The organism is Mesorhizobium sp. B3-1-7 (genome assembly GCF_006439385.1).
Classification (GTDB): domain Bacteria; phylum Pseudomonadota; class Alphaproteobacteria; order Rhizobiales; family Rhizobiaceae; genus Mesorhizobium.
Window position 1 is genome coordinate 1 of sequence record NZ_VFTL01000023.1, and the last position, 24,140, is coordinate 24,140.

Below are 24,140 nucleotides of genomic sequence, written 5' to 3' on the forward strand. Positions count from 1 at the left end.
GCGCTGTTCTCGCTGACGGAAAAAGGACACGAGGTGCTCAAGCGAGGGTTGCCGCTGTGGGACAGTGTGCAGCATGGCATAGAGAGAAACCTCGGGGCCGACAAAGCGAGGCAACTTCAACGCCTTCTGGCAAGCCTCTAAATTTTGCCAGATGTGGGTATATACCCTAATAATCCGTGGAACCGCTCCCTGGAGGACCGGTAGCAGGAGCAGCGAAATGCCGTCATTGCAAGTAGAGCGCGGGCTAACGAGCAGAGCGAGGTCGCACCTCTCGGGCGGGATTATCCTCACGCTTGCCTTTGGGTGCGGACTGCTGGTTGCCAATCTCTACTTCGGGCAACCGCTTGCGGCTCCGATCAGCGCCTCTACGGGCTTGCCGCCATCTCTGGCCGGTGTGCCCGTCACCCTGACCCAAGTGGGCTACGCCATAGCGCTCCTTCTGTTGGCACCGTTGGGCGACATTTGCGAAACGCGAGCAGTCGTCGTTCCGATCGTCTTGATTGGCCTGTTAGCCCTCGTCGCTGCTGCCTTGAGCTCGACGCCAGGACCATTCTTGTTATCCTCCTTTGGGATCGGCATCTCTCCTGTCGGCGGCCAAATTCTGCTTCCCTATGCCGCTCGCTTGGCGCCGGAGCATGAGCGGGGCCACGTCGTCGGCAAGGTCATGAGCGGCCTGCTTCTTGGCATCATGCTGTCACGGCCGATGGGCAGCTTCGTGGCAAGCGTCGCGGGATGGCGGGCCATCTACTGGCTCATCGCTGCGGGGGAAGCGGTCCTGGCGGTGCTCCTGTTGAAGGTGTTACCCTCTCTTCGACCGCACACATCCCTCAGCTACACGGCGTTGCTGCGCTCTCTTTTGCCGATCTGGCGCAACCATGCGGAACTGCGCTACCGGGCGGTTATCCACGCGGGTCTTTTGGCCGCCTTCATTCTATTTTGGACGGCTGCCCCCCTTCACCTCGCAAGAGATTTCGGCCTGGGCCAGCAGGCTATCGGCTTGTTCGCGTTGGCTGGCGTTTCAGGCGCGTGTGTGGCTCCCTTCGTCGGGCGCATTGCAGACGCGGGACATCGCCAGCCGCGCATTGCCCGGGCTGCGCAGCTCGTTGCGCTCACCACAGCCGTCATTCCTTTCATCATATCGTTTTTTGGTCAGCGCATTTGGGCTGTGGGATTGTTGGCTTGCGCGGGCATCGTTCTGGACGCAGCCGTGACCGCAAATATGATCCTTTCGCAGCGCGCCATCTTTTCACTGGGGGACGACATTCGGACGAGAGTGAACGCCCTCTACATGGCGTCTATCTTTCTCGCCGGCGCCTGCGGCTCCGCCCTCGGTGGTTGGGGTATCGCCACGGGCGGATGGCCGCTCGCGGCTGCTTTCGGGGTTGCTTTGACCGGCGGTAGCCTGCTCTTCGCCTTGCTATCAGGGGTTCCACGCTCAAACCCTCGAAATTTTTGATCCAAAGGGTTTGAGTGATATGCCGGAGAAAACGCCCCGTTTGTCAGTCTGTCTTTCCAGAAGTCGTTGAAGCGGGCTATCTGCCTTCGCCCAATCCGGCGGCTAGCTGCTCTTCCACCTGGTCGGCTTGCCGTTCGGTGCGCACCTCGGCAACGTCGATGTGGAAGTAGCCAATCGGGTAGCTCTTGAACTTCCTCTTCGCCGGCGTGTCGCCCTCGACATCGGGCAGGCGGCCAATGCCATGGCGCCGCAGGCAGCGGTGCAATGAAGATCGCGTCAGGTGCGGGATCGTCGGCTGTAGCGCATAGAGGCTGTCGTCGAGCGGCAGCAAGGTGTAGCGTCGGAAGGCGACGATGACCGCCTCCTCCTCGACCGAAAGCACTGTCGATCTCGGTTCCTTCGGCCCAGTCGGAAGGTCAGCTGTTGAGCTCCGCTCCCGCCACTTCGCAACCGTCTTCTGGTTGATCCCGTATCGCTTTGCCAGCGCCCTCAAGCTCTCTTGACTATGTTGCATCGCTCGACGGACCGCCTTTGTCGTCGTGGCGCTCCCACATGCAAGGCGCGCCCGCAAACTCACGAACAACGGCAGTCTCCATTCCCACAAAAGGCCACGCGTAGGCAGATATCTAGCCACGATGGTGCCTGTTGACGCGTGCGATGAACGCCCTGGTTCGATCATGGGAAGGCGCAGTCAACACTACTTCAGGAGCTCCCGATTCCACGATCTGGCCGTTGTCCATAAACACGACAATGTCGGCGACATCACGCGCAAAATCGATCTCATGTGTGACCACCACCATCGTCTGGCCGTCCCTCGCGAGCGACCTCATCGCTTCCAAAACCTCTTCCACCAGTTCTGGATCGAGCGCTGACGTGGGCTCATCGAACAGAAGCAGTCGCGGTCGGACCGCCAGGGCGCGTGCAATTGCTACGCGCTGTTTCTGTCCGCCGGACAATTGCTGCGGATAAGCGTCTTCCTTCCCGGTAAGACCCACACGTTCGAGAAGTTCACGGGCGTAGGCCTCGGCCTTCGCGCGCGTCTCCTTTTTCACGTAGATTGGCGCCTCGGTGATGTTTTGCAGAACGGACAGATGCGGAAAGAGATTGAAATGCTGGAACACCATGGCCGTATCGGCGCGGGTCGCGGATGCCTCGCGATCGCGAAGTTCGTAAAGTCTGCCGTTGTGCTCCCGGTAGCCCACAAGCTGCTGGTTGACATAGATCCGGCCCTTTTGAACCTTTTCGAGATAATTGATGCAGCGAATCAGCGTGCTCTTGCCGGCTCCCGAAGGGCCGATGAGGCAGCAAACCTTTCCTGTGTCCACCGTTAGGCTGATATTGTTCAGCACTTGATGGGTACCAAAGCGCTTGAACACATTTTCAATGCGAACCATTGGTTTGGTGTCGATCGAGGATGCCTTTGAACTGTGCGATGTCATCCTCATCCCCTTCTTTTCGAACCGAGGAGGAAACCGGGTCGCGATAGCGAGAAGAGGCCGGAGAGCGCGTCATGATGGCTCGAACGATGTCCGCGACCGTAGTGTCGTTCAATTGCGCGCTGGACGGTCGTCAAAATCGTCGATGCCACGAGATACCAGATCGATGCGACAATCAGCAGCGGGATCGTCTGCAACGTCCGACCGTAGATGCCTTGGACCGAATAGAGTAGATCGGAAATCGACAGGACGCTCACCAGAGATGTCGCCTTGAGCATTCCGATCACTTCGTTGCCAGTAGGCGGAACGATAATCCGAAGAGCTTGTGGGATGATAATGCGGCGCAGCGTGTGCGCCGGCGACATACCGAGCGACTGGGCGGCCTCGCGTTGCCCGGGATCGACCGAGAGAAGTCCGCTGCGGACGATCTCAGCCATGTAGGCGCCCTCGTTGAGCCCAAGTCCCAGCAAAGCGGCGACAAGCGGCGTGATGATGTCGTTCGTGGGAATAGTGCCGATCGGCTCCGCAAATGGCAGCCCGATCGAGATCGCCGGATAAAGTGCCGCAAGATTGTACCAGAAGATCAGTTGGACGAGCAGTGGAACCCCGCGGAAGAGCCAGATGTAGATGGCCGCGATGGTTGCGAGCACCGGATTTGCCGACTGGCGCATAAGCGCGGCTATGATGCCGAGGATGACCCCAATCGTCATCGATGCGATCGTCAGGCCCAAAGTCCAGCCGAGCCCGGTAAGTACCGTTGTCGCCGAGAGATATTTCACGACGATCGCCCATTGGTAGGCGGGATTTTGGAGCATCGAGACGATGACCAACCCCGCGATGGTGATGCACAGCACAGCGGCTACCACGCGGCCCGGATGTCGGGCTGGGATTATTTCATCCTGATGCTCGTTCATTCAGTCCCTGATCCGCCTAGGAACAAGACGCGTCGCGATCCGTCAGTTTCGGCGTCCTGCGCTCGGCTTTCTGCTTCGCAAATGTCTTGCATGGCAAGGCCGCTAAACAATTTTGCGCGGCGTACCTTACCGCAGCACTTCGGCAAGCGCTTCATCCCAGATGCGAATTGCCCGATCCACCTCGGCCTGCGAGATGACCAGCGGCGGTATCATGCGAATGATGTGACCGTATGGGCCGCAGGTGAGAACGATCATGTTGCGCTTCAACGCCGCCATGCGCACGGCCTGCGCAAGCTCCGGCGCCGGGGCACGGTCTTTCTCGGAAAATTCGGTGGCCTGCATCAAACCGAGGCCCCTGACTTCGCCGATTGCATGGTAGCGCTGGGAAGCCGCCTCGAGGCCCGCTCTCAGCCGCTCGCCCATTTTGGCCGAATTCGAAACGAGGTTTTCCTCCTCGATGACCTCGAGCGTGGCGATGGCTGCCGCGCAGGCCACGACGTTCGCCGAATAGGTCCCGCCCTGCGAACCTGGAAGGGCGGATGCCATAATTTCGGTGCGTGCAGCAATGCCCGACAGTGGCAGGCCGCTGGCGATCCCCTTCGCGAAGATCAGGATGTCCGGCTTGAGCTTGAATTGTTCGCAGGCCCAAAACGTGCCGGTGCGGCCGACGCCGCACTGCACTTCGTCGGCGATCAGGACGATACCATATCGGTTCGCGCGCTCGCGCAGTCCCTTGAAGAAGGCCGTCGAACCCGGCATGTAGCCTGCCTCCCCTTGAACGGGTTCGACCAGAATGGCAGCCGTATCGTCGGGCGACGCGATGGTCGCGAAAATGTGGTCGAGCTCTTTCAGGCAAAAAGCATCGGCGGTTTCCCGATCCCAGCCATAGCGGTAAAGATGGGGAAAGGGCGCGACGACGACGCCCGGCGGAAGGGGGCCGGAACGGGTCGAGCGGAAACGCGCTCCCGAAGTGGTCAGGGCAGCCGAGCCCAAGGTGCGCCCATGGAAGCCGTTCTGAAAGACGATGACGTTTTGGCGGTTGGTGTGGTTTCGGGCAAGGCGGACAGCCGACTCGACCGCTTCGGCACCGGAATTTGCGAAGAAGAAGGCATCCAGACCAACTGGCATCGTGCTACCGAGCTTGTCCATCAGCGGCTGGAGTTTGTCGTGGCGGAATATGCCATATTGCCCATGCATGAGCTGGCCCAGCTGCGCTTGAGCTGCGGCAACCACCCTTGGGTGGCAATGACCCGTTGATGTAACCCCAATTCCCGACGTCATGTCCAGGAACGTGTCTCCATTGCCGTCGAAGATTTCACATCCCTTCGCACGGGAAACCTCCAAAGGTGTGGCTTGCAGCAGCGCCGGCGACAGATGAAACATGTCGGTATCCTGTAGGTCACGAGTATTGAAAATGTCCCGGCCAACGGCCGGGACGACTTGCAAAAGCGAAGTGCATTAAGCTATCGCGCCGCAGTCAGCCCGCCGTGGCCTGGTTCTTCAGCGGCTTATCGATGCCGCCGTCGGTGATGCCCCACTTCGTCATGATCTCCTTGTATTTGCCGCTTTCCATCAGCACCGCCATGGCGTCGAAGAGCGGCTGGTAGAGCGGAGAGCCCTTCGGAACGGCGATGCCATAGTAAGGCCTGTCGCCGTACACCGTGAAGCCCACGTTCTTCAGCGCACCGCCAACCTGCTGTGCCGAGTAGCCGTTCGTCGCGCCATCACCGGAAACGGAATCCACCCGGCCGGAGGTAAGCGCCAGAACCGCGTCGTTCTGCGTCGGATAGGCGCTAACCTGAATTGCGGGCAATCCCTGCTTGACGCATTCCTTGCTGCTGTCTTCTGCTTGCGTTTCCGAGGACGTGCCCTTCAGGGCGCCAACTTTGGCGCCGCAGATGTCGGTCAACTTCTCGGGAGCCTTCCCGTCGGCCTTGATGAGAAACGAGGTTCCACCCCGGTAATAGTCGATGAAATCGACAGTAGCCTGCCGCTTGAGATAGTCGCCCATCGACGAAACGCCGATGTCGTAGCGCTTGGACTGGAGACCGGGCATGATGTTGGAAAATTCGGTGGGATTGTTGACGATCTTGACGCCCAGGATCGTGCCTAGAGCCACGGAAATGTCGAGATCGGCGCCGATCAGCTTATTCTGTTCATCGAGAAACTCGAACGGCGGGTAGTCGGAGGCGGTAGCAGCGTTGATGACGCCTGCTTCCTTCACGTGAGCAGGCAGAGAATTGTAGATATTCTCGGAGCGGGTGAGATCCGCCGCCGAGGCGAGGCTGACGGACGTCGTGAGAAACGCCGCGCCTATCGATGTCAGGACAGCTGTTTTGATCATGTCGTTCCCCTTGTTATTCTGCTGACTAAATCGGCAGCACCTTTTAATGGCGCGGAACACAGCAGTTTAGCCAATCGAAATGTGCCCCCCACCCATAGGCTCGACTTATGGGCAGGCGGCAGCGCTTCCTAACCAGTCGCCTCTCCCAATAGCGATCGTTGACGTTCCGGCTGAGAGCTTTCTGCTTAGGCCGCCCGTTTCGTGGGCGAAGCGGCAGTGCCTTTAAAGGATCCGAAAGGACTAAAGCGCAATGAGCACGGTCTTGCTTTTGCGGTTGGCCTGATAGGCCTCACGACCGAGGTCCTTTCCGATACCGGATCGCTTATAGCCGCCGGTCGGAAGGATGTGGTCGCGCGAGCGATTATAGCGATTGACCCATACGGTGCCAGACTGGAGCAGGCGACTCAATCGCAAGGCGCGCGATACGTCTCTTGTGTAGAGACCAGAGGCGAGGCCGTATTGCGGGTGATCGGCGAGCGAGATCGCTTCCTCTTCGGTCGTGAAGCTCTGCATCGTCAACACCGGGCCGAAGATTTCCTCGGTAATCGCGGGAGACGATTGATCGATATCAGCGAGCAAGGTAGGCTGATAGAAATAACCTGAACGGTTCATCATCTCGCCGCCTAAGAGGCATGTTCCGGCCTCGGAAACAGCAGCCTTCACGATCATGTGGATACGGTCGATCTGCCGGCGCGAGATGATCGGTGAATACTGAGTTTCTGCATCCCATGTCGGGCCGGGGCGAACCGCCTTCATGTGCTCGATGATTGCACTTGTGAATTCCTCGGCAATGGACTCCTCGACGATCAGGCGTGAACCGGCGACGCAGGCTTGGCCAGCGTTTCCGAGAATGCTGCTGATGATCGCGGCTGCCGCCTTTTTTAGGTCTGCGTCCGCAAAGACGATCTGCGGGCTCTTTCCGCCAAGTTCGAGGGTCATCGGCTTGATACCCGTTCGGGCAACGTTAGCCATGATGGCCGACCCGGCGGCCGTGGATCCTGTGAAGCTCACCTTGGCAATGTCGGGATGGCCGGTGATGGCATGTCCGGTCGTCGCGCCATCGCCAAGAACGATGTTCAAAAGTCCATCAGGAAGCCCGGCTCTGGTGGCGAGTTCAGCCATGTAGAGCGTCGAGAATGGCGTCATCTCTGACGGCTTCAGCACGATGGCGTTGCCTGCCGCTAGCGCCGGGCCAATTTTCCAGCCAGCCATGTTGATTGGAAAGTTCCATGGGGTGATGGCGCCGACCACACCATAGGGCTCTGTGATGATCATGCCGACGCTGGCGTCGTCGGTCGGCGCCACGGCCCCGCCCTCCTTGTCTGCGAACTCCGCGAAAAATCTCAGTTGTTCAGCCGTTACCGCAATATCGCCTTGCACCAGTTGCCCGATCGGCCGCGTCGAATAGCTCGCTTCAAGCCTGGCTAACGTCTCAGCTTCTGCTTCGATGAGATCGGCCCAGCGATGCAGGATTTTCGTGCGCTCGCGTGGACGCACGCCTCCCCAGTTGGAAGTCTTCAGCGCGCGCTTGGCCACCTGCACCGCTTCGTCGACCAGCCGCTCATCCGCGATCGGGCACGCTGCGGCAATTTTACTGTCGGACGGGCGCGTCACGTCAATTTCGCCCTTCGCGTGCACGTAGTGGCCGCCGATGTAGTGCCCCGCGGGTGGGGAAATGTCATCAGGGTTGAAGCTTTTGCTCATCGCGTTTCACCTTGTTTGCATTTCGTTAAGGCTGTGAGGCCATCAATCTGGGGCGCCCATGACTTCGACACGTCGAAGAACAGACTGCGCTCATGTTCGTCTACCCGACAGCGCCCCCTGAGCATCGAATTACCAGCCTCACGAGAGCGTCAAGCGGCGCGGCTGAAGCGATCGATCCTGAAATCCTCGAGCGGCGTTTCGCAACGGTCGGTCATGATAAGCTCGGCCATGACGTCGCCCACGCCAGGGCCGAGCTGAAAGCCATGCCCGCAGAATCCGAAGGCATGGAAGAGGCCTGGCGTTGTTGCCGAGCTTCCCATGACCGGCAGCATGTCCCGCACGTAGCCCTCGCAGCCCGACCAGGTGCGGATGACCGCGACCCGCGCAATCGCCGGCAACAACCGAGCGACGGCGCGCAACTGCACCGGAAGTCGTATCGAATCGGCGGTCGCATGACCGGGATCAAGGTTCACTGAAACTCTTTCGGCCGCGCCGCCGAAGACAATGTTCCCACGCTCTACCTGACGCAGATAGGCGCCATAATCCTTGTCGCGCGTCCAGATTCCGACCACTGGCAGGATGCGGTGCGGTAGTGGCTCCGTCACCCCCATCTGCGGGCCGCGGGCATCGAGCGGAACCTCTTCGCCGAACCCGGCGGCGATGCGCGCGCCCCAGGCGCCGGCGGCGTTGAGTAGACATTCGGCGCCAAATGCACCTTTCGAGGTGGCGATAACGAAGCCGGAGCCGGCGTGCCCTATCGTCTCGACCTCCGCGTCCTCAATGATTTCCGCGCCGAGCTTACGGGCAGCCTCGGCAAAGGCCGGCGCGATCAGCCGCGGATTGCCGCTGCCGTCATGCGGCGAGAACGACGCCGCGATCGCCTCGGGACCGAGGCCGGGAAACCGGACACGGATCTCACGTGGGCCCAGCTCCTCGAGTTCCAGTCCCCAAGGCCGCGCCGCCTCGGCGTAGGTCCGCATGTCGGCCAGACTTCCCTCATCGAAGATCAGTCGGATATGACCGGTGGCGCGGAATTCCACGTCCCGTCCGAGCATTTTCTCGGCCTCGCCCCACAGCCGGAGCGAGCGGTGAGCCAGCGGAAGCTGGGCCAAGTGGCGGCCCGTGCGCCGGATGTTGCCGAACGAGGCGATGGTCGCCCCCGTGCCGATCCGGTTGCGTTCGATCAGCGTCACACGCGCGCCGCGCCGGCCGAGGAAATAGGCGGAAGCCGTCCCCATCAAGCCGCCGCCCAGTACGATCACATCCATAGTCGTTCCTTAGCGCCGAGAGGCTGATCCGTGGGTGCATCCATCTTGTGGATGTCCCGGCATTGCGTCAAAGATGGGTTTAGGCAACAGCCATAAGCTTTCCCTATGGAGTGGCAATGCGGGCTCGGCAGCTCGAAGTGTTTATCGCCGTCATGCGCGCCGGCACCGTGACTGCTGCGGCGCGGATGCTGAACATCTCGCAGCCTGCGTTAAGCCAGATACTGCTTCACACCGAGGATGAACTCGGTTTCACGCTATTCGAGCGCGTCAAAGGCCGGCTGCGCCCGACCCCCGAGGCGCTCGAGATATTCGTCGATGCCGAACGGCTGTCGGCGGCACTGGAGGGTTTGCGCCGCAAGACCACTGACCTGCGCCTGGGAAAGACGGGGTTGGTGCGGGTGGCGGCCTCGCCGCCGCCGGCCATGACGATATTGCCGCGCGCATTCACCAAATTCAGGAGGCAGCATCCCAAAATCTTGCTGCGATCCCACATGGCTCCCATCGCCGCGATCGTCGACATGCTGCGCGCCGGCGACGCCAGTCTCGGCATCGCCTTGGACGATCGTCTTCCTCCCGACATCGACGCGCAGGTGATTGGCAGTATCGGCTTCGCATGCCTGCTGCCTATCGGACACGCCTTGGCTGGGAAAGGAGAACTGACGCTTGCCGACCTCGCCGGTCAAGAGTTGATATCCTACCGCGGAAACACCCGACCCGCCGACGAACTGGCACATGCGGCCCGGGCGCAAGGCGTCGTACTTTCGCCATCGCTCGAGATCGACGTCTCCATTTCCGCGGTCGGCTTGGTCCAGGCCGGGCTGGGCATCGCACTCGTTGACGCACTGCTGCCGTGGCATCAGTTTGGCGGGCTTGCCGTTCGGCCGCTATCGAGCGGGCCTGAATTTCCGATTGCGCTTCTCACTTCGCGTACACGGGCCATTTCGCGGGCTGATGAGATGATGCGCGACGAAATCCGCGCAGCCTGCACCGCCGTTCTGGGCAGCGATAAAACGAAGGCATAAGCAGGGCTTATATCCTCACCTGTCATCCATCTTGGACCCTGACCATCCGTATGTGCCAGCTTTCGCCTGCCAGACAGGAAGGGACGCATTATGGACGGAGCCATCGCGGCGGACGGGGCGCAGAGCGAGGCCGACTGGAAAGTTGGCGTCGACATCGGCGGGACGTTCATCGATTTTTGCGCGCTCGAAGCCAACTCCGGGCGCGTCGCTTCACTGAAGGTGCTGACGACGCCGGATGATCCGGGCGCCGAGCTGATGACGGGCCTCACCCTCCTGGCTGAGCGCGAGGGGTTCGATCCGTCCCGTATGACGCGTTTCGTGCACGGCACCACCGTCGGCATCAACACCATCATTCAGCGCAAAGGCGCGCCGCTGGCGCTGTTCACCAATGCAGGCTTCGAGGACGTCATCGAACTGGCGCGGCTTCGCATGCCGGACATGTATTCGCTGTTCTGCTCGCGGCCGGACCCGCTGATCGCGCGCGATATGGTGTTCGGCATCCCGGCGCGGATGCGCGCCGATGGCACCGAATCCCAAGCACCGGACATGGCTGAGGTGGAGCGGGCGGTGGCAGCGGCGAAGGCAAATGGAGCGCAGGGGATCATCGTCTCCTTCCTGCATGCATGGCGTAACGGCGCGCAGGAGGCTTCGGTGAAGGCAGCGATCGCGCGTCTCGCGCCCGAGCTCTTCGTCTTCACCTCGGCTGAGGTCTGGCCGGTGATCCGTGAATATGAACGCAGCTCGACCGCCATTCTCAACGGCTATGTCCATCCGCGCGTCTCAGGCTATCTGACGGCACTGGAAGAGCGGCTGAAGGGCCGCGGTGTGCCGGCCCGTCCGATGCTGACGAAGTCGAACGGCGGGCTGATGAACGCAGCCGAAGGCAAGCGCGCCTGTGTCAACATGCTTTTGTCTGGAACCGCCTCCGGCGTCATCGGCGCCTCGTGGCTGGCGCGCCAGGCCGGGGAAGATAAGGTGCTGACCCTCGACATCGGTGGGACCTCGGCCGATTTCGCGCTCATCATCGGCGGCGAGGCACAGTTCGGCACCGGTGAACTGATCGGCGAGTTCCCGCTCCATATCCCTTCCGTGTCGGTGAGCTCTATCGGCGTCGGCGGCGGCTCGATCGCGAGCGTCGACGCGCAAGGGGTGCTGCGTGTCGGTCCGGAATCCGCCGGCTCGATGCCGGGACCGGCCTGCTATGGCCGGGGCGGCGAGCTGGCGACGGTGACGGACGCCATGGTGGTGTGCGGTTGGCTCGGCCACAGCGAAATGGCCTACGGCCAGCTCCGGATCGATATCGGATTGGCGCATCGCGCGGTCGGCGATCTTGCCGCCCGGCTGGGCCGCACGATCGAGCAGACCGCGCAGGCGATCCTCGACATCGCGGTATCGGAAATGTTCGTCGAGGTCGAGAAGCTCGCCTCGCGCGCCGGCGTGGACCTGCGCGATTTCACGCTGATGCCTTTCGGCGGCGGCGGCCCGATGCTCGGCGGCTTCCTTGCCCGCGAGCTCGGCATGAAGCGGGTGATGGCTCCGCGCCGCCCCGGCGTGGTGTCGGCGCTGGGCGGACTGGTGGCGGACCTTCGCGGGGATTTCATACGCACCATCTTCACCCCACTCTCGGCCATCTCGCTCGCCGGGGTTTGCGAGGCTTTCGAGGCTCTTGCGCAAGAGGGCCGCGACTGGCTCGCAGCACAGGGGCATGATGCGGCCGCTGAGCTCAACCTCTCCTGCGACATGCGCTATGTCGGGCAGAGCTATGAGATCGAGGTCGTGCTGTCGCCGCAGTGGCTTGCTGACCGCGATGAGGCGGCAATCGCGCAGGCCTTTCATCTCACCCATCAGCAGCTCTACGACTTCCACGACCCGGACGGCGCAATCGAGCTTGTGAACGTCCGGCTGTCGGCCATCGGCGCGGGACCGGCGCTCTCGTTCCCGGAGGTCGACGAAATCGATGGCACGGCCAACCCGGCCCGCAGGCTCCCGGTTTATACGGGCCTTGGCGTCGAAACCGTCGATCTCTATGACCGGCAGACGCTGGTGCCCGGCAGCATGTTCCATGGCCCCGCCGTGGTCGTGCAGGAAGACACCACCTTTGCCATTCCCGCGGGAACGCAGGCACGCGTCGACCGCCATCTCAACCTGTTGCTGACCTTCGCGGAGTGACGTCATGTTCGACCCGACAAACCTTCAGGTTCTGGCGAACCACGCCCGCGCGGCCGCCGAGAACATGGCGCACACGCTGCATCGCACCGCGCACTCCGCCTTCGTGAAGGAGACGCAGGACTTTACCGTGATGCTAATGGACCGTTCGGGGGCGACCTTTGCCGTGCCGATGGAACTCGGCGCAACCTGGTATCCGGGGCTTTCCTATCACCGCGCTATTGCCATGGTCGACGACTACCGGCCGGGCGACGTCGCCTTTACCAACGATCCCTATTCCGGCCACGTCGCCACGCACGCGCCCGACACGCATCTGTGGAAGCCGGTCTTCGTCGACGGCGAGATCGTCGCTTGGACTGGAGGCCACATCCACAACACCGACATGGGCGGCGCGGTGCCCGCCTCGCTCAGCCGGGCGCTGACCGAAATCCACCAGGAAGGCATCCGCTTCCCGCCGATGAAGCTGGTGAGGGAAGGCGTCTTCGATGAAACGATCCTGCGCATCATGAGCACCAATGTTCGCAAGCCCGACCTCAACATCGGCGACATCAAGGCGCTGGTCGGCGCGCTCAACACCGGCGAGCGCAAGATCCAGGCGATGGTGCGGAAGTTCGGCAAGGCCCGCTTCATCGAAGGCGTCTTCGCGCTTCTTGACCATGCGGAGGCGCAGGCGCGCGACGTATTGCGCGCCATGCCCAACGGCACGTGGGAATTCGCCGACTACGCGGACGAGGATTCTGTCGAGGCCAATCCCTGCCGGCTGAAGCTGAGGCTGACGATCAAAGGCGACGAGGCGGTGCTCGACTTCACCGGCTCCGACCCCCAGCTCGGCTCGTCACTCAACGTGCCTTCGGGCGGCGACCCGCGCCACACCATGCTGCTGGTCGGCGTCTACTACGTGCTCTATACAATTAACCCGAAGCTCCTGCTCAACATGGGCCTCACCCGGCCGTTCACCTGCATCACACCGCAAGGGTCGGTGCTGAACCCGGTCCATCCCGCAGCCGTCGGCATGCGTTCGCTCACTTGCGCGCGGCTGCGCTCGGTCATTTTCGGCGCTTTCTCGCAGGCCGTGCCGGAGCGCCTGCCTGCGGCGCCAGCCGGCAACAATTGCATCGTCAACGTCATGACCGTCGATGAGCGCACCAGCCGGAGCGTGATCGCGGCGGTGAACCCCGTGGTGGGCGGCGGCGGCGCGATGCCACATCGCGACGGTACCAATGGGTCGGGCGCCGATGCCGCCTACCTGAAGAACACCCCGATCGAGATCACCGAAACCGAGACCCCGGTCGAATTCGTGAGATATGGGCTTGCTCAGGACAGCGGCGGCGCGGGTCGCTGGCGCGGCGGGCTGGCGACCGAGATGGCTTTCCGCGTCTTTGCCCCCGACTCCCGGATCACGGCGCGCAATCGCGACCGCAGCTTTTTCCGACCGTGGGGTGTGCTTGGCGGCAAGGCGGCCGGCCTGTCGGACATGGTCGTCAGTCCGGGAACAGAGCACGAGCGGCGGTTGGGCAACATCGACACGGCAGTGCTGCAGCCTGGCGATGTGCTGGAGATCCGTTCCGCCGGCGGCGGTGGGCGTGGCGATCCGTACCAGCGCGAGCCTTGGCGGGTCGTGCAGGACGTACAGCGCGGCTATGTCTCGCCAATAGCCGCTGAGCACGACTATGGCGTCGTGCTTCGCGGCGGCGAGATCGACGAGACCGAGACTGGGCGTCTACGCGCGCTGCACAAGCCACCCGCCAGCCATTTCCATTTCGGCCCGGAGCGCGAAGGTTACGAAGCGCAGTGGACGCCGGCCGCCTATGATAGGCTCCACGCTTTGCTGGATGCCTTGCCGATCCACTGGCGGTTCTTTGCCAAGACGGAGATCTTCCGCCGTATGAAGGGGCGGTCGGGAGCTGAAGGCGTCCAGGCGGCCTTCGACGCGGTCTGCGAACGCTTCCCTGAACTGCCCCGTCCGCGCCCGGTGCGAGAGGCCGCGGAATGATCACTGCCGGCCGCATTGTCCGGCTGGCCGAGCGGGACCGTGCGGCGGTTCATTTTTTTCTCGACGGTGACAAGCGCCGCGCACTGGCGGGGGATACCGTACTGACCGCAATACTGACCTCAGTGCATTTGTTGCGGAGGTCGGAGTTCGGACCCGAACTGCGCGCCGGTTTCTGCCTGATGGGCGCTTGCCAGGATTGCTGGGTATGGCAGGAGGAGGGGGTGCGCCTGCGGGCGTGCTCGACGTCCATCGCCGAAGGCATGCGGTTGCGCACGCTGCCGCCGGAGGGCTGGTCGTGAGCGACGCCGCACCGCCCAAGATCGTGATAGTTGGCGCCGGTCCCGCTGGCATAAGGGCGGCGACAACACTGGTCTCGGCCGGGCTCCATCCGGTGGTAATCGACGAAGGCCATCGCGCGGGCGGACAGATTTATCGCCGTCCGCCCGCTGGATTCGTCCGTACGCCGGAACAGCTCTACGGGTCGGAGGCAGCCAAGGCGCGCGCGCTGCATGCGCTCTTCGATCGGCTGGTTGAAGAAGGGCGGCTCACTCATTGCGCGGCGAGTTCGGTCGTCGCCGCGCATGCGGGGCGGCTGCACCTGCTGGGGGGAGGCAGCGTGCAGGTGATTGGCTACGACCGCCTAATCCTTGCCACCGGCGCGTCAGACCGCGTCGTTCCGGTGCCGGGCTGGCAGAACGCCGGCGTCTACAGTCTGGGTGCTGCGCAGATCGCACTCAAGGCGCAGGCTGTGGCGCTTGGGCGGCGGATCGTTCTGATGGGATCCGGGCCTTTGCTCACGCTGGTTGGCGCACAACTCGTCAAGGCTGGCGCGGATGTGGCGGCGGTGCTCGACACCGCGCCATGGCGCCGGCAGATGCGCGGCGTCTTGGGGCTTGCGGCGCGGCCGGTCGTTGCGCTGCGCGGTCTCACCCTGCGGGCACGTCTCGGCGGCCGCTACCATGCGGGCGTGACACTCGAGCGTATCGAGGCCGACGCTGGTGGCGTTACGGCAATTTGCTGGCGCGACGCGCGCGGGCGCCGGCGCCTCACCCCGTGCGACATGGTCGCCATGGGCTGGCATCTGTGTGCCGAGACGCATCTGGCCGACCTTGTGGGATGCACCTTCACCTATGACGAGCAATGGCGGCAATGGCTGCCAAGGGCCGACCAGTTGGGTCGGGCCGGCAACGGGATCTATCTTGCTGGTGACGGGGCTCGCCTACTTGGGGCGGACGGCGCCGAGATCGCGGGACGGCTGGCCGCGACCGCATGCCTGTCCGATCTCGGGCGTCCGGTGCCTTCCGTCGACACGGACTTGCGCAAGCTTGCGCGGCTCGAGCGCTTTGCCCGCGGCCTGGCTTGCGCTTTTCCCTGGCCATTCGAGATGGTGCGAGCGCTTCCCGACGCGGCGATCGTCTGCCGCTGCGAAAACGTGACTGTTGGGGCCTTGCGTGAGAATGTGGATTTTGGCGGTGCCGAGGCCAACAGGGTGAAGTCGCTTTCACGCGTCGGCATGGGGCGTTGCCAGGGACGCTATTGCCAATTGGCCGCTGTCGAGCTCGTTGCGGCGAAAGCCGGCTGCACTCCCAGCGCTGTTGGCCGGTTACGCGGGCAGGCGCCTGTCCGCCCGGCACCTATCGGTGCCTTTCTCCGGGACGGTTGATGCAATTCCGGAGGCCACACCAGGATGGCATGGATCACATCCTAGAAGTCGGCGACCTTCCCCCAGGCCGAAGCGTCGAAGCGTCGGGGATCATAGGATGTCGCATCGACGACCGATTCCGACCTGGTCATCAGATCGGCGACCAGATGCCCGGCGCCGGGTCCGATGCCGAAGCCGTGTCCCGAAAATCCGGCAGCCAGGAAGAAACCCGGCACAGTATCGATCTCGCCGATGGCAGGCACGCCGTCGGGCGTGCTGTCGATGTAGCCGGCCCAGGCCGCATTGATCCTGGTCTGGCGCAGTGCCGGCAGCAGATCGAGCGCCCGGGCGTGGGTCAGGCGGATGGTCGCCTGGTCCGGGGTCGGATCGAGGATGCGCATCCGCTCCATTGGCGTCGGCTGGTCGAGCCGCCAGTGCCGGAGCGTTTCGTGGCCCGAGCGCACACCCTGCAGACCGCCGGGCGCGAGGCTTCGCCACCGCTTCAGGAACATGGGCAGGAACTGCGACGAGAAGCGCAGCTGCTGCGGCGTGACGTCCACGCGGCCGCATCCGCTTATGGCGAGCGTGTAGCCGCCGTCGCCGCGACGCGTGGCCGAAATCTTTGCGGTATGCAGCGCATCCGGCAGGCCCTCAGCGCCGGGCGAGACGGACAGGATGGAGGATCGGACCGACGCCTGCGGAAAGCGGAAACCGAACTGATGGCAGAAGGAGGACGCCCACGCGCCGCCGGCCAGGACCGCCAGCTTGGTTCGGATCGTTCCGTTTTCGGTGACCACGCCGCTCAGGCGCCCGCCCTCGGTCTCGATACCGCGCGCGGCGCAATTCTGGTGCACGGAGCTCCCGAGCTTGAGGATAGCGCGGGCGACCGCGGGCGCGGCCCGCGACGGATCGGCGGTGCCGTCGGTCGGCGAGAAGACGCCGCCTGTCCAGGTCCGGCCGGTGGCGAGGCCCCGCGCTGTGGCCTCGGCACTGTCGAGCATGTGCGTGGTAACTCCAGCGGTTTTGGCGAAATCACGCCAACGCGCCCATCCGGCGAGTTCCGCCTCGTCATTGCTGAGATAGAGCAGGCCGCAGCGCCGGAAGCCGGTGTCTTCACCGGTCTCCGCCGCAAAGCTGTCCCACAGGTCCAAGCTTCTTGTTGCCATCGGCAGCTCGCGGGCGTCGCGGTTCTGCTGGCGGCACCATCCCCAGTTTCTGCTGGACTGCTCGGCGCCGATTCGCCCCTTTTCGACAAGCGCGACCTTCAGACCGCGCTGGGCCAAGTAATAAGCCGTAAAGACACCGACGATGCCGGCGCCGATCACCACCGCGTCCGCGGACTGCGGCAGTTGCTCAGTCGTTTCGATTTGCTGCAGCGGCGCGCGCATGGTTCTCCCTGCCGTGAAGCGCCAATCTAGCGTGTTGCGCAGGCAGCCGCTGCTGCACTTGTAGCCGTAGCAGAATTTTATTCCGGCAGTCGCGTTAGAATCGGGAGTCCCTGCGTTTCAAGCGGCGTCCACTCGGATGGACAGCCCAGCGGGCTGTGATAGTGTCGACCGTCATCAGCAGGGCAGCATTTTGTGCTGCGGCACGGTTCCTCGGAGGCCACCCGTGAAACTCGATCGGATCGATATCAAGATTCTTCACGAACTGCAGAAGAACGGCCGCATCACGAACGTGGAATTGGCCGAACTGGTGCATCTGTCGCCGAGCCCATGCCTGATGCGGGTCAAAAGACTGCAATCGGAGGGCTATATCGGAGGCTATTCCGCGCAGGTCAATATCGGCAAGCTCGGCCAGACACTGACAGTCTTCACCGAGATCACGTTGAAGAACCACCGCCAGGTGGACTTCGCACGTTTTCTCGCCGTCGTGGACAAGATCGAGCAGGTCATCGAATGTCATCTTGTGTCGGGTGGCTACGACTATTTGATGAAGTTCGTGACCTCCGGCATCGCTGAATACCAGACGATCATGGAGCGGCTGACCGACATGGATATCGGCATCGACAAGTATTTCAGCTTCGTGGTGCTGAAGTCTCCCATCGTCAAGGCGCACATGCCGCTGCCTAGCCTGTTTCCGAGGTAGTCAACGACGAGCGCGCTGCGCTTGTCGCCCGCTACAAGGTGTCCGGCCGCAATATCGGGTGCAGCGCTTTCAATTCGACTTGCATCTCGGCGATCATCCACGCGCAGATGTCGGAGACGACAGGCCGTACCGGCCTTGAGCGCGGTGCAATCAGCTGATGGATCCGGCCCGTCTTGATCTGTCTGTCCGAGGCCGGGACAAGGGTTCCCTGAAGCAACGCCCTTGAAACGTTACTGAGCCAGCCGAGCGCTACGCCTTCCCCGTTCATGGCGGCTTGAAGCACGACCGCGTAGTCCGAGAATTCGAGCCACTTTGCCCTGCTGGTCTTGCGGTCCGCCACACTGCCCCATGCGTCCAGCCACTGCTCCTTGGCGTCGGTCAGGTGAAGCAGCGCATGACCTTCCCCGGTTCCGGCATGGATCAACCGACCGTGGGCCGACAAATAGGATGGGCTGCATACCGGAACGATGACTTCCGGCGAGAATGCCCAGTGGTGATAGTGGGTGTCGTCATCGGCCACGATTCTCGTGGCAAGGTCGACATTCTCGGCTGGTCCTCGCAAAACGCCCGCGATCAATTCGAACCTCAGGTCGACGTCAGGAAATCTCGTGTTGAATGCCCCTAACCTGGGAACGAACCAATAGGTTGCCAGAGAACTCGAAAGTGAAAGGGTCACCACCGGCTTTGCAGCGCTGTTCTGCTTCATCCTCCGGATCACCTCAGCGATGCCGTCAAATCCCTCCCGCACAGCCGAATGGAGGGCACGTCCTTCTGCAGTCGGGGCCAATCCCGTTGGACCCCGCGTGAAAAGAGGCACACCGAAATCGGCCTCGAGCTGCGCAATGCTGCGGCTGATCGACGGCTGCGTGACGTTGAACTCGCGAGCGGCGGCCGTGAAGCTGCCCAGCCGGACAGCAGCCTCGAAAACGAGAAGTCCGCGCGCGGAAGGAACGAGTTTTGCAAATCCAGCCATACGCCCAGCGTATAACCACCCCAACAATTTTCAAGCTTTCCGCAATCCTGGAATTGGCGAACTATAACCCTTATGAATGGGGCGGAGCAGAACGTGAAGGTAGCGGGATCTCAAGCAGGCAGCACATCCAGCGATCCACTGCTTCAGCCGTTTCGGCTCAAGGGTCTGACGCTCCGCAACCGCGTCGTCAGCACCAGTCATGCCTCGATGCTGGACGATGGCGGCCTGCCGCTGGAGCGCTACCAGCGCTACCATGAGGAGAAAGCGCATGGCGGCCTTGCGATGACCATGGCGGGCGGCTCGGCCATGACCTCGCTCGACTCCAGTTGGGGCGGCGGTCAGCTGGACCTTTCGAGCGATCGCGTCGTGCCTCATCTCCAGTCGCTGTCGCAGCGCATCCACCGCCACGGCGCCGTCGTCATGTGCCAGGTTTCGCATCTTGGCCGGCGCGCCACCGCCTATGCCGGGAACTGGCTGCCGCCCGTAGCGCCGTCACGCGTTCGCGAAACGCGAAACCGGAATTTTCCGAAGGAGATGGACGCAGCCGACATCGACAGGATCGTCAGGGACTACGCCAGTGCGGCAAGGCGCTGCGTGGACGGCGGTCTGGACGGCGTCGAAACCGTCACCGCCGGCCATCTGATCGGGCAATTCCTCTCGCGCAGAACCAACAGACGCACGGATGGCTTCGGAGGTTCACTCGAAAACCGCGCGCGCTTCGGCCTGATGGTTCACGAGGCGATCCGCCGCGCGGTGGGCGACGATTTCGCTGTCGGCATCCGGTTCGTGATCGACGAGGCGGTCGAGGATGGGTCGGATTTCGACGAATGCCTGGCCTTCGCCAGGCTGTTCGAGCGGGCAGGCCATATCGATTTCTTCAACTGCATATTCGGCCGCATGGACACCGATTTGTCCCTGGCCGAGCAGAACATGCCCGGCATGTTCACCAAGAGCGCGCCGTTTCTGCCTCTGGTCGGGCAGTTCAAACGGGAAACAAGGTTGCCCGTCATCCACGCGGCGGCCATCAGGGATGTGGCCACGGCCCGCCACGCGATCCGCGAAAACCTTGTCGACCTGGTCGGCATGACCCGGGCGCATATTGCCGACCCCCATATCGTCAACAAGGTGATGCGCGGCGAAGAAGAACGCATTCGCCCGTGTGTCGGCGCATCCTACTGCCTGTACAAGAAGGTGCAGTGCATCCATAACCCGGCCAGCGGCCATGAAACGATCATCAGCCATACCATCCTGCGTGTTGAAACGCTGAAACGTGTGGTCGTGGTCGGCGGCGGTCCGGGAGGCATGGAAGCGGCAAGGGTCGCCGCCGAGCGCGGACACAGAGTGAGCCTGCTCGAAGCCGGAGCGCGACTTGGTGGGCAGGTGCTCGTCGCGGCCGCTGCCGTCGACCGCAAAGATCTCATCGGCATAGTCGAATGGCGTACCGGTGAGCTCGATCGCCTGGGCGTCGAAGTCCGCCTCAACACCTATGCGGACGCAGCGATCGTCCTCGCCGAGAGACCGGACACGGTCATCATCGCCACCGGCGGCATTCCGGACATGGAATGGCTGGAGGGCGCCCAACATTGCGACAGCGTCTGGGACGTCTTGACCGGGGTCGTGCCGGCGAAGGACGACGTGCTCATCTACGATGAGACCGGACGCCAGGCGGCAGTTTCCTGCGCCCTGCATCTTGCCCGTCCGGGGCGCCTGGTCAGCCTGGCCATGGCGGACGACACGCTGGCGATCGAGACGCCCTATCCGGACAGGGTGAGTTTTCGCAAACGCGCCTCGGAACGCCGCATCCGCATCGTCAGCGATGTGCGCCTGGTCAAAGCAGCGCGCCAGGGCAACGGCATCGCCGCCACGTTCCGGCATGAGCTCACCGGTGCGGAGATGGAAATGACCGCCGCCCAACTCATTGTCGAGCGCGGCACCGTGCCAATGGAGGATACCTACCAGGAATTGCGCGCGCGCTCCGTCAACAACGGAGTCACCGACATAGCGCTGATGATGGGAACGGAAACGGACGGGGACAATGGTTCCCAAGCTGCCGGATCGTTCGTCCTGCACCGCATAGGAGACGCGGTCGCCAGCAGGGACATCTACTCGTCGATCTATGAGGCCTACCGGCTCTGCTCGCAATTGTAGACAAGGCCCATGAAACTCGATCGGATCGACATCAAGATTCTGTACGAGCTGCAGAAGAACGGCCGCATCACAAATGTGGAGCTGGCGGAACTGGTCAGTCTTTCCCCCGGCCCATGCCTGATGCGGGTAAAGAAGCTGCAGGCTGAAGGCTATATCGTGCGCTATTCGGCGCAGATCGACATCGCAAAGCTGGGACGGACGCTCACCGTCTTCACGGAAGTCACGCTAAAGAATCATCGTCAGATCGACTTCGCGCGTTTCCTTGCCGCCGTCGATAAGGTTGACGCGGCCGTCGAATGCCATCGCGTTTCCGCCCGTTACGACTATCTCTTGAAATTCGTCACGGGTGGGATTGCCGAATATCAGGCGACCGTGGAGCGGCTCACCGACATGGATATCGGCATCGACAAGTGTTTTAGCTTCGTGGTGCTGAAGTCTCCCATTGTCAAAGCACACATGCCGCTGCCCAGCCTGTTTCCCTTGTAATCAGCGATGGCCGTACTGGCTTACCAGTTCGGGGTCGCGGACGAGGCCATCGAGCCACGTCGGATCGAGCTTGGGCACGGAGGAGAACAGAAGCTTCGAATAGGGGTGGGTGGGCGCTTTCAGTCCGTCGGGCGTGATCTGCTCCACCCGCTCGCCATTGTACATGACCATGATTTCGTCGCAGATCGCTTCGACGACGGAGAGGTCGTGGCTGATAAAAATGTAGGAAAGGCCCAGCTCGCTCTGCAGCTCCTTGAGCAGTTCGATCACGGCCGCCGCCACCACCGTGTCGAGCGCCGAGGTGATTTCGTCGCAGATGATGAGCTTGGGTCCGGCCGCCAGGGCGCGCGCGAAGTTCACGCGCTGCTTCTGGCCGCCCGAGAGCTCCGACGGGCGACGGTAGCGCAGCGTCCTTGGCAGGCGAACCATGTCGAGCAGTTCGTCGACGCGCTTCGAGCGCGCCTGCCGGTTGAGCCCGTGATAGAAGGCCAGCGGCCGGGAGATGATGTCCTCCACCGGCTTGGCCGGATTGAGCGCGGTATCGGCATACTGGAACACGATCTGCATCTCGCGCAGTTGGTCCTGGCTGCGTTTGCCTGCGGCGCGCTCCAGTTGCTTGCCCTCGAAGACGATGTCGCCGGCCGCCGCCGGATGGATGCCGGCGATGACGCGCGCCAACGTCGATTTTCCGCAGCCGGATTCGCCGATGACGCCAAGATTGCGCCCCTTCTCGACGACCAGGCTGACGGAATCGACAGCGCGTATGAGTGGCAGTCCGTCATCCCGCACCGCGCCATAGCCGGCCGTCACATTGTCGATGCGCAGCAACGGCTTCGCGCCGGCATCCGCGTCCGCATGTGCTTGCCGCGGTTTCGGCTCGAAGGCAGCCAGCAGTTCGCGCGTATAGGGGTGCCGGGGGGCCGAAAGAATCTGAGCCGTGGTGCCGGTCTCCTGCACTTCGCCGCCCTTCAGCACCACGATGTGGTCGGCGATCTGGGCGACGACAGCAAGGTCGTGGGAAACGTAGACACCCGCTATTCCGCCAGCCCGCATGACCGACTTGAATGCCTTAAGCACGTCGATCTGCGTCGTCACGTCGAGTGCCGTCGTCGGCTCGTCGAAGATCATCAGCTTGGGATCGCCTATCAGAGCCATCGCCGCCGACAGCCGCTGCAACTGCCCTCCTGAAACCTGGTGCGGATAACGGGCGCCGAGCCCTTCCGGGTCCGGCAGCGACAACGCCCGGAACAGCTCGACCGCGCGCTTTCGTGCCTGCTCGGGCGCCATCAGCCCGTGGATGCGCGTAACCTCGATCACCTGCTCCATGATGGTGGACGAGGGGTTGAAGGAGGCGGCGGCGCTTTGCGGAACATAGGCGATATCGGTGCCGCGCAACCTGGCGCGCTGCTTTTCGGTAAGTGCGGCCATGTTCTTGCCGTTTACATTGATCTCGCCGTCGGTAATCCGGCAGCCAGGTCGCGCATGGCCCATCAGCGAGAGCGCGATCGTCGTCTTGCCGGAGCCGCTCTCGCCGATCAGGGCGACGATCTCGCCGTCGGCGATGTCGAGGCTGACGCCCTTGATGATTTCGACAACACGACCGGCATCGGTCGTCGCCTCGATCCGCAGGTTCCTGACCTCGACGAGATTGGTCATGCGTCCCTGTCCCTGATCTTCTGCGGAAGGTTGTCGATCAGCAGGTTGACGCTGATGGTGAGGCTGGCGATCGCCAGCGAGGGAACGATGACGGCGGGCGCCGCGAAGGGCAGGCCGCCTATGTTCTCGCGCACCAGCGCGCCCCAGTCGGCGAGCGGCGGTTGCAGGCCGAGCCCGAGGAAGGACAGACCGGACAGCAATAGCACGATGAAGACGAAGCGCAGGCCGAAGTCGGCCAGCACCGGGCGCATGATATTGGGCAGGATCTCTGACCCGATGAGATAGGCGGTGCTTTCGCCGCGGACGCGAGCGACGGTCATAAAGTCCATGGTGTTGATGTTGACGGCGAGCGCCCGCGCGAAGCGATAGGCGCCCGGTATGTAGATGACGGCGAGCGTCAGGATCAGCGCCGGGATCGACGAGCCGACCGCGGCTACCACCACAAGGCCGAACAGCTTGCTTGGAATGGAGTTCATGGCGTCGAGGAAGCGGCTGAGGCAGGTGTCGAGCCAGCCCCCGGTGACGGCCGCGATCATCCCCAGCACGACGCCAGAAAAGCAGGCGATACAGACGGCGGCGAGCGATATGCCGACGGTGTAGCGCGCACCCATCAGTACCCGCGAGAGCATGTCTCGCCCCAGATAGTCCGAGCCGAGCCATAGGCCGTGACGCATGGGGCCGAAATAATCGTCGTCGACAATGTCGCCGATCGAATGGGGAATGATGGCGGGTGCGAAGATGGCGATCAGCGTCCACGCCAGAATGACCAGCGAGGCGACGACGCCCACGAGATTGTAGCTGTGGCCCAGCAAGGACCGTCGGGAAGCTGCCACGCGTGCCATCG

The 24,140-nt window shown here is 62.8% G+C and carries 19 protein-coding genes and 1 pseudogene; 9 read left to right on the forward strand and 11 right to left on the reverse strand.

Features of this window, described 5'->3' with window-relative positions; genetic code table 11:
- The first annotated feature begins 217 nt into the window (after positions 1-217).
- The gene (locus FJ417_RS19360) at positions 218-1,456 is read left to right on the forward strand and encodes an MFS transporter (protein ID WP_140784583.1); all 1,239 of its coding nucleotides are present in this window, start codon (positions 218-220) and stop codon (positions 1,454-1,456) included.
- Between the two features lie 136 nt (positions 1,457-1,592).
- Here the strand turns inward: FJ417_RS19360 and FJ417_RS19365 are convergent.
- The 7 genes and pseudogenes from FJ417_RS19365 to FJ417_RS19395 all read right to left on the reverse strand — a co-directional run.
- A pseudogene (locus tag FJ417_RS19365) lies at positions 1,593-1,970 on the reverse strand (IS481 family transposase); the annotation flags it as partial.
- A gap of 112 nt (positions 1,971-2,082) precedes the next feature.
- Positions 2,083-2,895, reverse strand: coding sequence for an amino acid ABC transporter ATP-binding protein (locus FJ417_RS19370; protein WP_281405926.1), 813 nt, complete (start codon positions 2,893-2,895; stop codon positions 2,083-2,085).
- 2 nt (positions 2,896-2,897) lie between these two features.
- A complete protein-coding gene (locus tag FJ417_RS19375; protein WP_140784584.1) occupies positions 2,898-3,806 on the reverse strand; it encodes an amino acid ABC transporter permease in 909 nt (302 codons plus the stop codon).
- Between the two features lie 126 nt (positions 3,807-3,932).
- Positions 3,933-5,189: an aspartate aminotransferase family protein gene (locus tag FJ417_RS19380; RefSeq protein ID WP_140784585.1), complete on the reverse strand. Its 1,257-nt coding sequence runs from the start codon at positions 5,187-5,189 to the stop codon at positions 3,933-3,935.
- A 94-nt stretch (positions 5,190-5,283) separates the two neighbouring features.
- Positions 5,284-6,210, reverse strand: coding sequence for an ABC transporter substrate-binding protein (locus FJ417_RS19385; protein ID WP_140784586.1), 927 nt, complete (start codon positions 6,208-6,210; stop codon positions 5,284-5,286).
- Positions 6,211-6,390: 180 nt separating this feature from the next.
- Positions 6,391-7,854, reverse strand: a complete 1,464-nt coding sequence (locus FJ417_RS19390; RefSeq protein ID WP_140784587.1) for an aldehyde dehydrogenase family protein — start codon at positions 7,852-7,854, stop codon at positions 6,391-6,393.
- 149 nt (positions 7,855-8,003) lie between these two features.
- The gene (locus FJ417_RS19395) at positions 8,004-9,122 is read right to left on the reverse strand and encodes an FAD-binding oxidoreductase (RefSeq protein ID WP_140784588.1); all 1,119 of its coding nucleotides are present in this window, start codon (positions 9,120-9,122) and stop codon (positions 8,004-8,006) included.
- A gap of 116 nt (positions 9,123-9,238) precedes the next feature.
- On the opposite strand from FJ417_RS19395, the gene FJ417_RS19400 reads away from it, so the two are divergent.
- The 5 genes from FJ417_RS19400 (at position 9,239) to FJ417_RS19420 (ending at position 15,966) form a co-directional block, all read left to right on the forward strand.
- Positions 9,239-10,144, forward strand: a complete 906-nt coding sequence (locus FJ417_RS19400) for a LysR family transcriptional regulator (RefSeq protein ID WP_140784589.1) — start codon at positions 9,239-9,241, stop codon at positions 10,142-10,144.
- 90 nt (positions 10,145-10,234) lie between these two features.
- Positions 10,235-12,313: a hydantoinase/oxoprolinase family protein gene (locus FJ417_RS19405; protein ID WP_140784590.1), complete on the forward strand. Its 2,079-nt coding sequence runs from the start codon at positions 10,235-10,237 to the stop codon at positions 12,311-12,313.
- Between the two features lie 4 nt (positions 12,314-12,317).
- On the forward strand, positions 12,318-14,303 hold the full coding sequence (locus tag FJ417_RS19410) for a hydantoinase B/oxoprolinase family protein (protein ID WP_140784591.1): 1,986 nt from the start codon (positions 12,318-12,320) through the stop codon (positions 14,301-14,303).
- The gene (locus FJ417_RS19415; protein ID WP_140784592.1) at positions 14,300-14,602 is read left to right on the forward strand and encodes a (2Fe-2S)-binding protein; all 303 of its coding nucleotides are present in this window, start codon (positions 14,300-14,302) and stop codon (positions 14,600-14,602) included. The genes FJ417_RS19410 and FJ417_RS19415 overlap by 4 nt, the downstream gene beginning before the upstream one ends.
- Positions 14,599-15,966 (forward strand): FAD/NAD(P)-binding oxidoreductase, encoded by a 1,368-nt coding sequence (locus FJ417_RS19420; protein ID WP_140784593.1) that lies wholly within the window; start codon positions 14,599-14,601, stop codon positions 15,964-15,966. The genes FJ417_RS19415 and FJ417_RS19420 overlap by 4 nt, the downstream gene beginning before the upstream one ends.
- A gap of 41 nt (positions 15,967-16,007) precedes the next feature.
- Here FJ417_RS19420 and FJ417_RS19425 read toward each other — a convergent pair whose 3' ends face one another.
- Positions 16,008-17,333: an FAD-binding oxidoreductase gene (locus FJ417_RS19425; protein ID WP_140784594.1), complete on the reverse strand. Its 1,326-nt coding sequence runs from the start codon at positions 17,331-17,333 to the stop codon at positions 16,008-16,010.
- Between the two features lie 223 nt (positions 17,334-17,556).
- Between FJ417_RS19425 and FJ417_RS19430 the strand changes: the two genes are divergently transcribed.
- On the forward strand, positions 17,557-18,033 hold the full coding sequence (locus tag FJ417_RS19430) for an Lrp/AsnC family transcriptional regulator (protein ID WP_140504424.1): 477 nt from the start codon (positions 17,557-17,559) through the stop codon (positions 18,031-18,033).
- A 31-nt stretch (positions 18,034-18,064) separates the two neighbouring features.
- Here the strand turns inward: FJ417_RS19430 and FJ417_RS19435 are convergent, their stop codons facing one another.
- Positions 18,065-19,006: a LysR substrate-binding domain-containing protein gene (locus FJ417_RS19435; protein WP_140784595.1), complete on the reverse strand. Its 942-nt coding sequence runs from the start codon at positions 19,004-19,006 to the stop codon at positions 18,065-18,067.
- 72 nt (positions 19,007-19,078) lie between these two features.
- Here FJ417_RS19435 and FJ417_RS19440 point away from each other — a divergent pair, with 72 nt between their 5' ends.
- Together FJ417_RS19440 and FJ417_RS19445 are read left to right on the forward strand one after the other, a co-directional pair.
- Positions 19,079-21,154 (forward strand): NADH:flavin oxidoreductase, encoded by a 2,076-nt coding sequence (locus FJ417_RS19440; RefSeq protein WP_140784596.1) that lies wholly within the window; start codon positions 19,079-19,081, stop codon positions 21,152-21,154.
- A 9-nt stretch (positions 21,155-21,163) separates the two neighbouring features.
- The gene (locus FJ417_RS19445) at positions 21,164-21,640 is read left to right on the forward strand and encodes an Lrp/AsnC family transcriptional regulator (protein WP_140784597.1); all 477 of its coding nucleotides are present in this window, start codon (positions 21,164-21,166) and stop codon (positions 21,638-21,640) included.
- Here FJ417_RS19445 and FJ417_RS19450 read toward each other — a convergent pair whose 3' ends face one another.
- Together FJ417_RS19450 and FJ417_RS19455 are read right to left on the reverse strand one after the other, a co-directional pair.
- Positions 21,641-23,296: an ABC transporter ATP-binding protein gene (locus FJ417_RS19450; protein WP_140784598.1), complete on the reverse strand. Its 1,656-nt coding sequence runs from the start codon at positions 23,294-23,296 to the stop codon at positions 21,641-21,643. It abuts the gene before it with no gap.
- On the reverse strand, positions 23,293-24,138 hold the full coding sequence (locus FJ417_RS19455) for an ABC transporter permease (protein WP_140784599.1): 846 nt from the start codon (positions 24,136-24,138) through the stop codon (positions 23,293-23,295). Before FJ417_RS19455 ends, FJ417_RS19450 begins: the two co-directional genes overlap by 4 nt.
- Positions 24,139-24,140 lie beyond the last annotated feature (2 nt).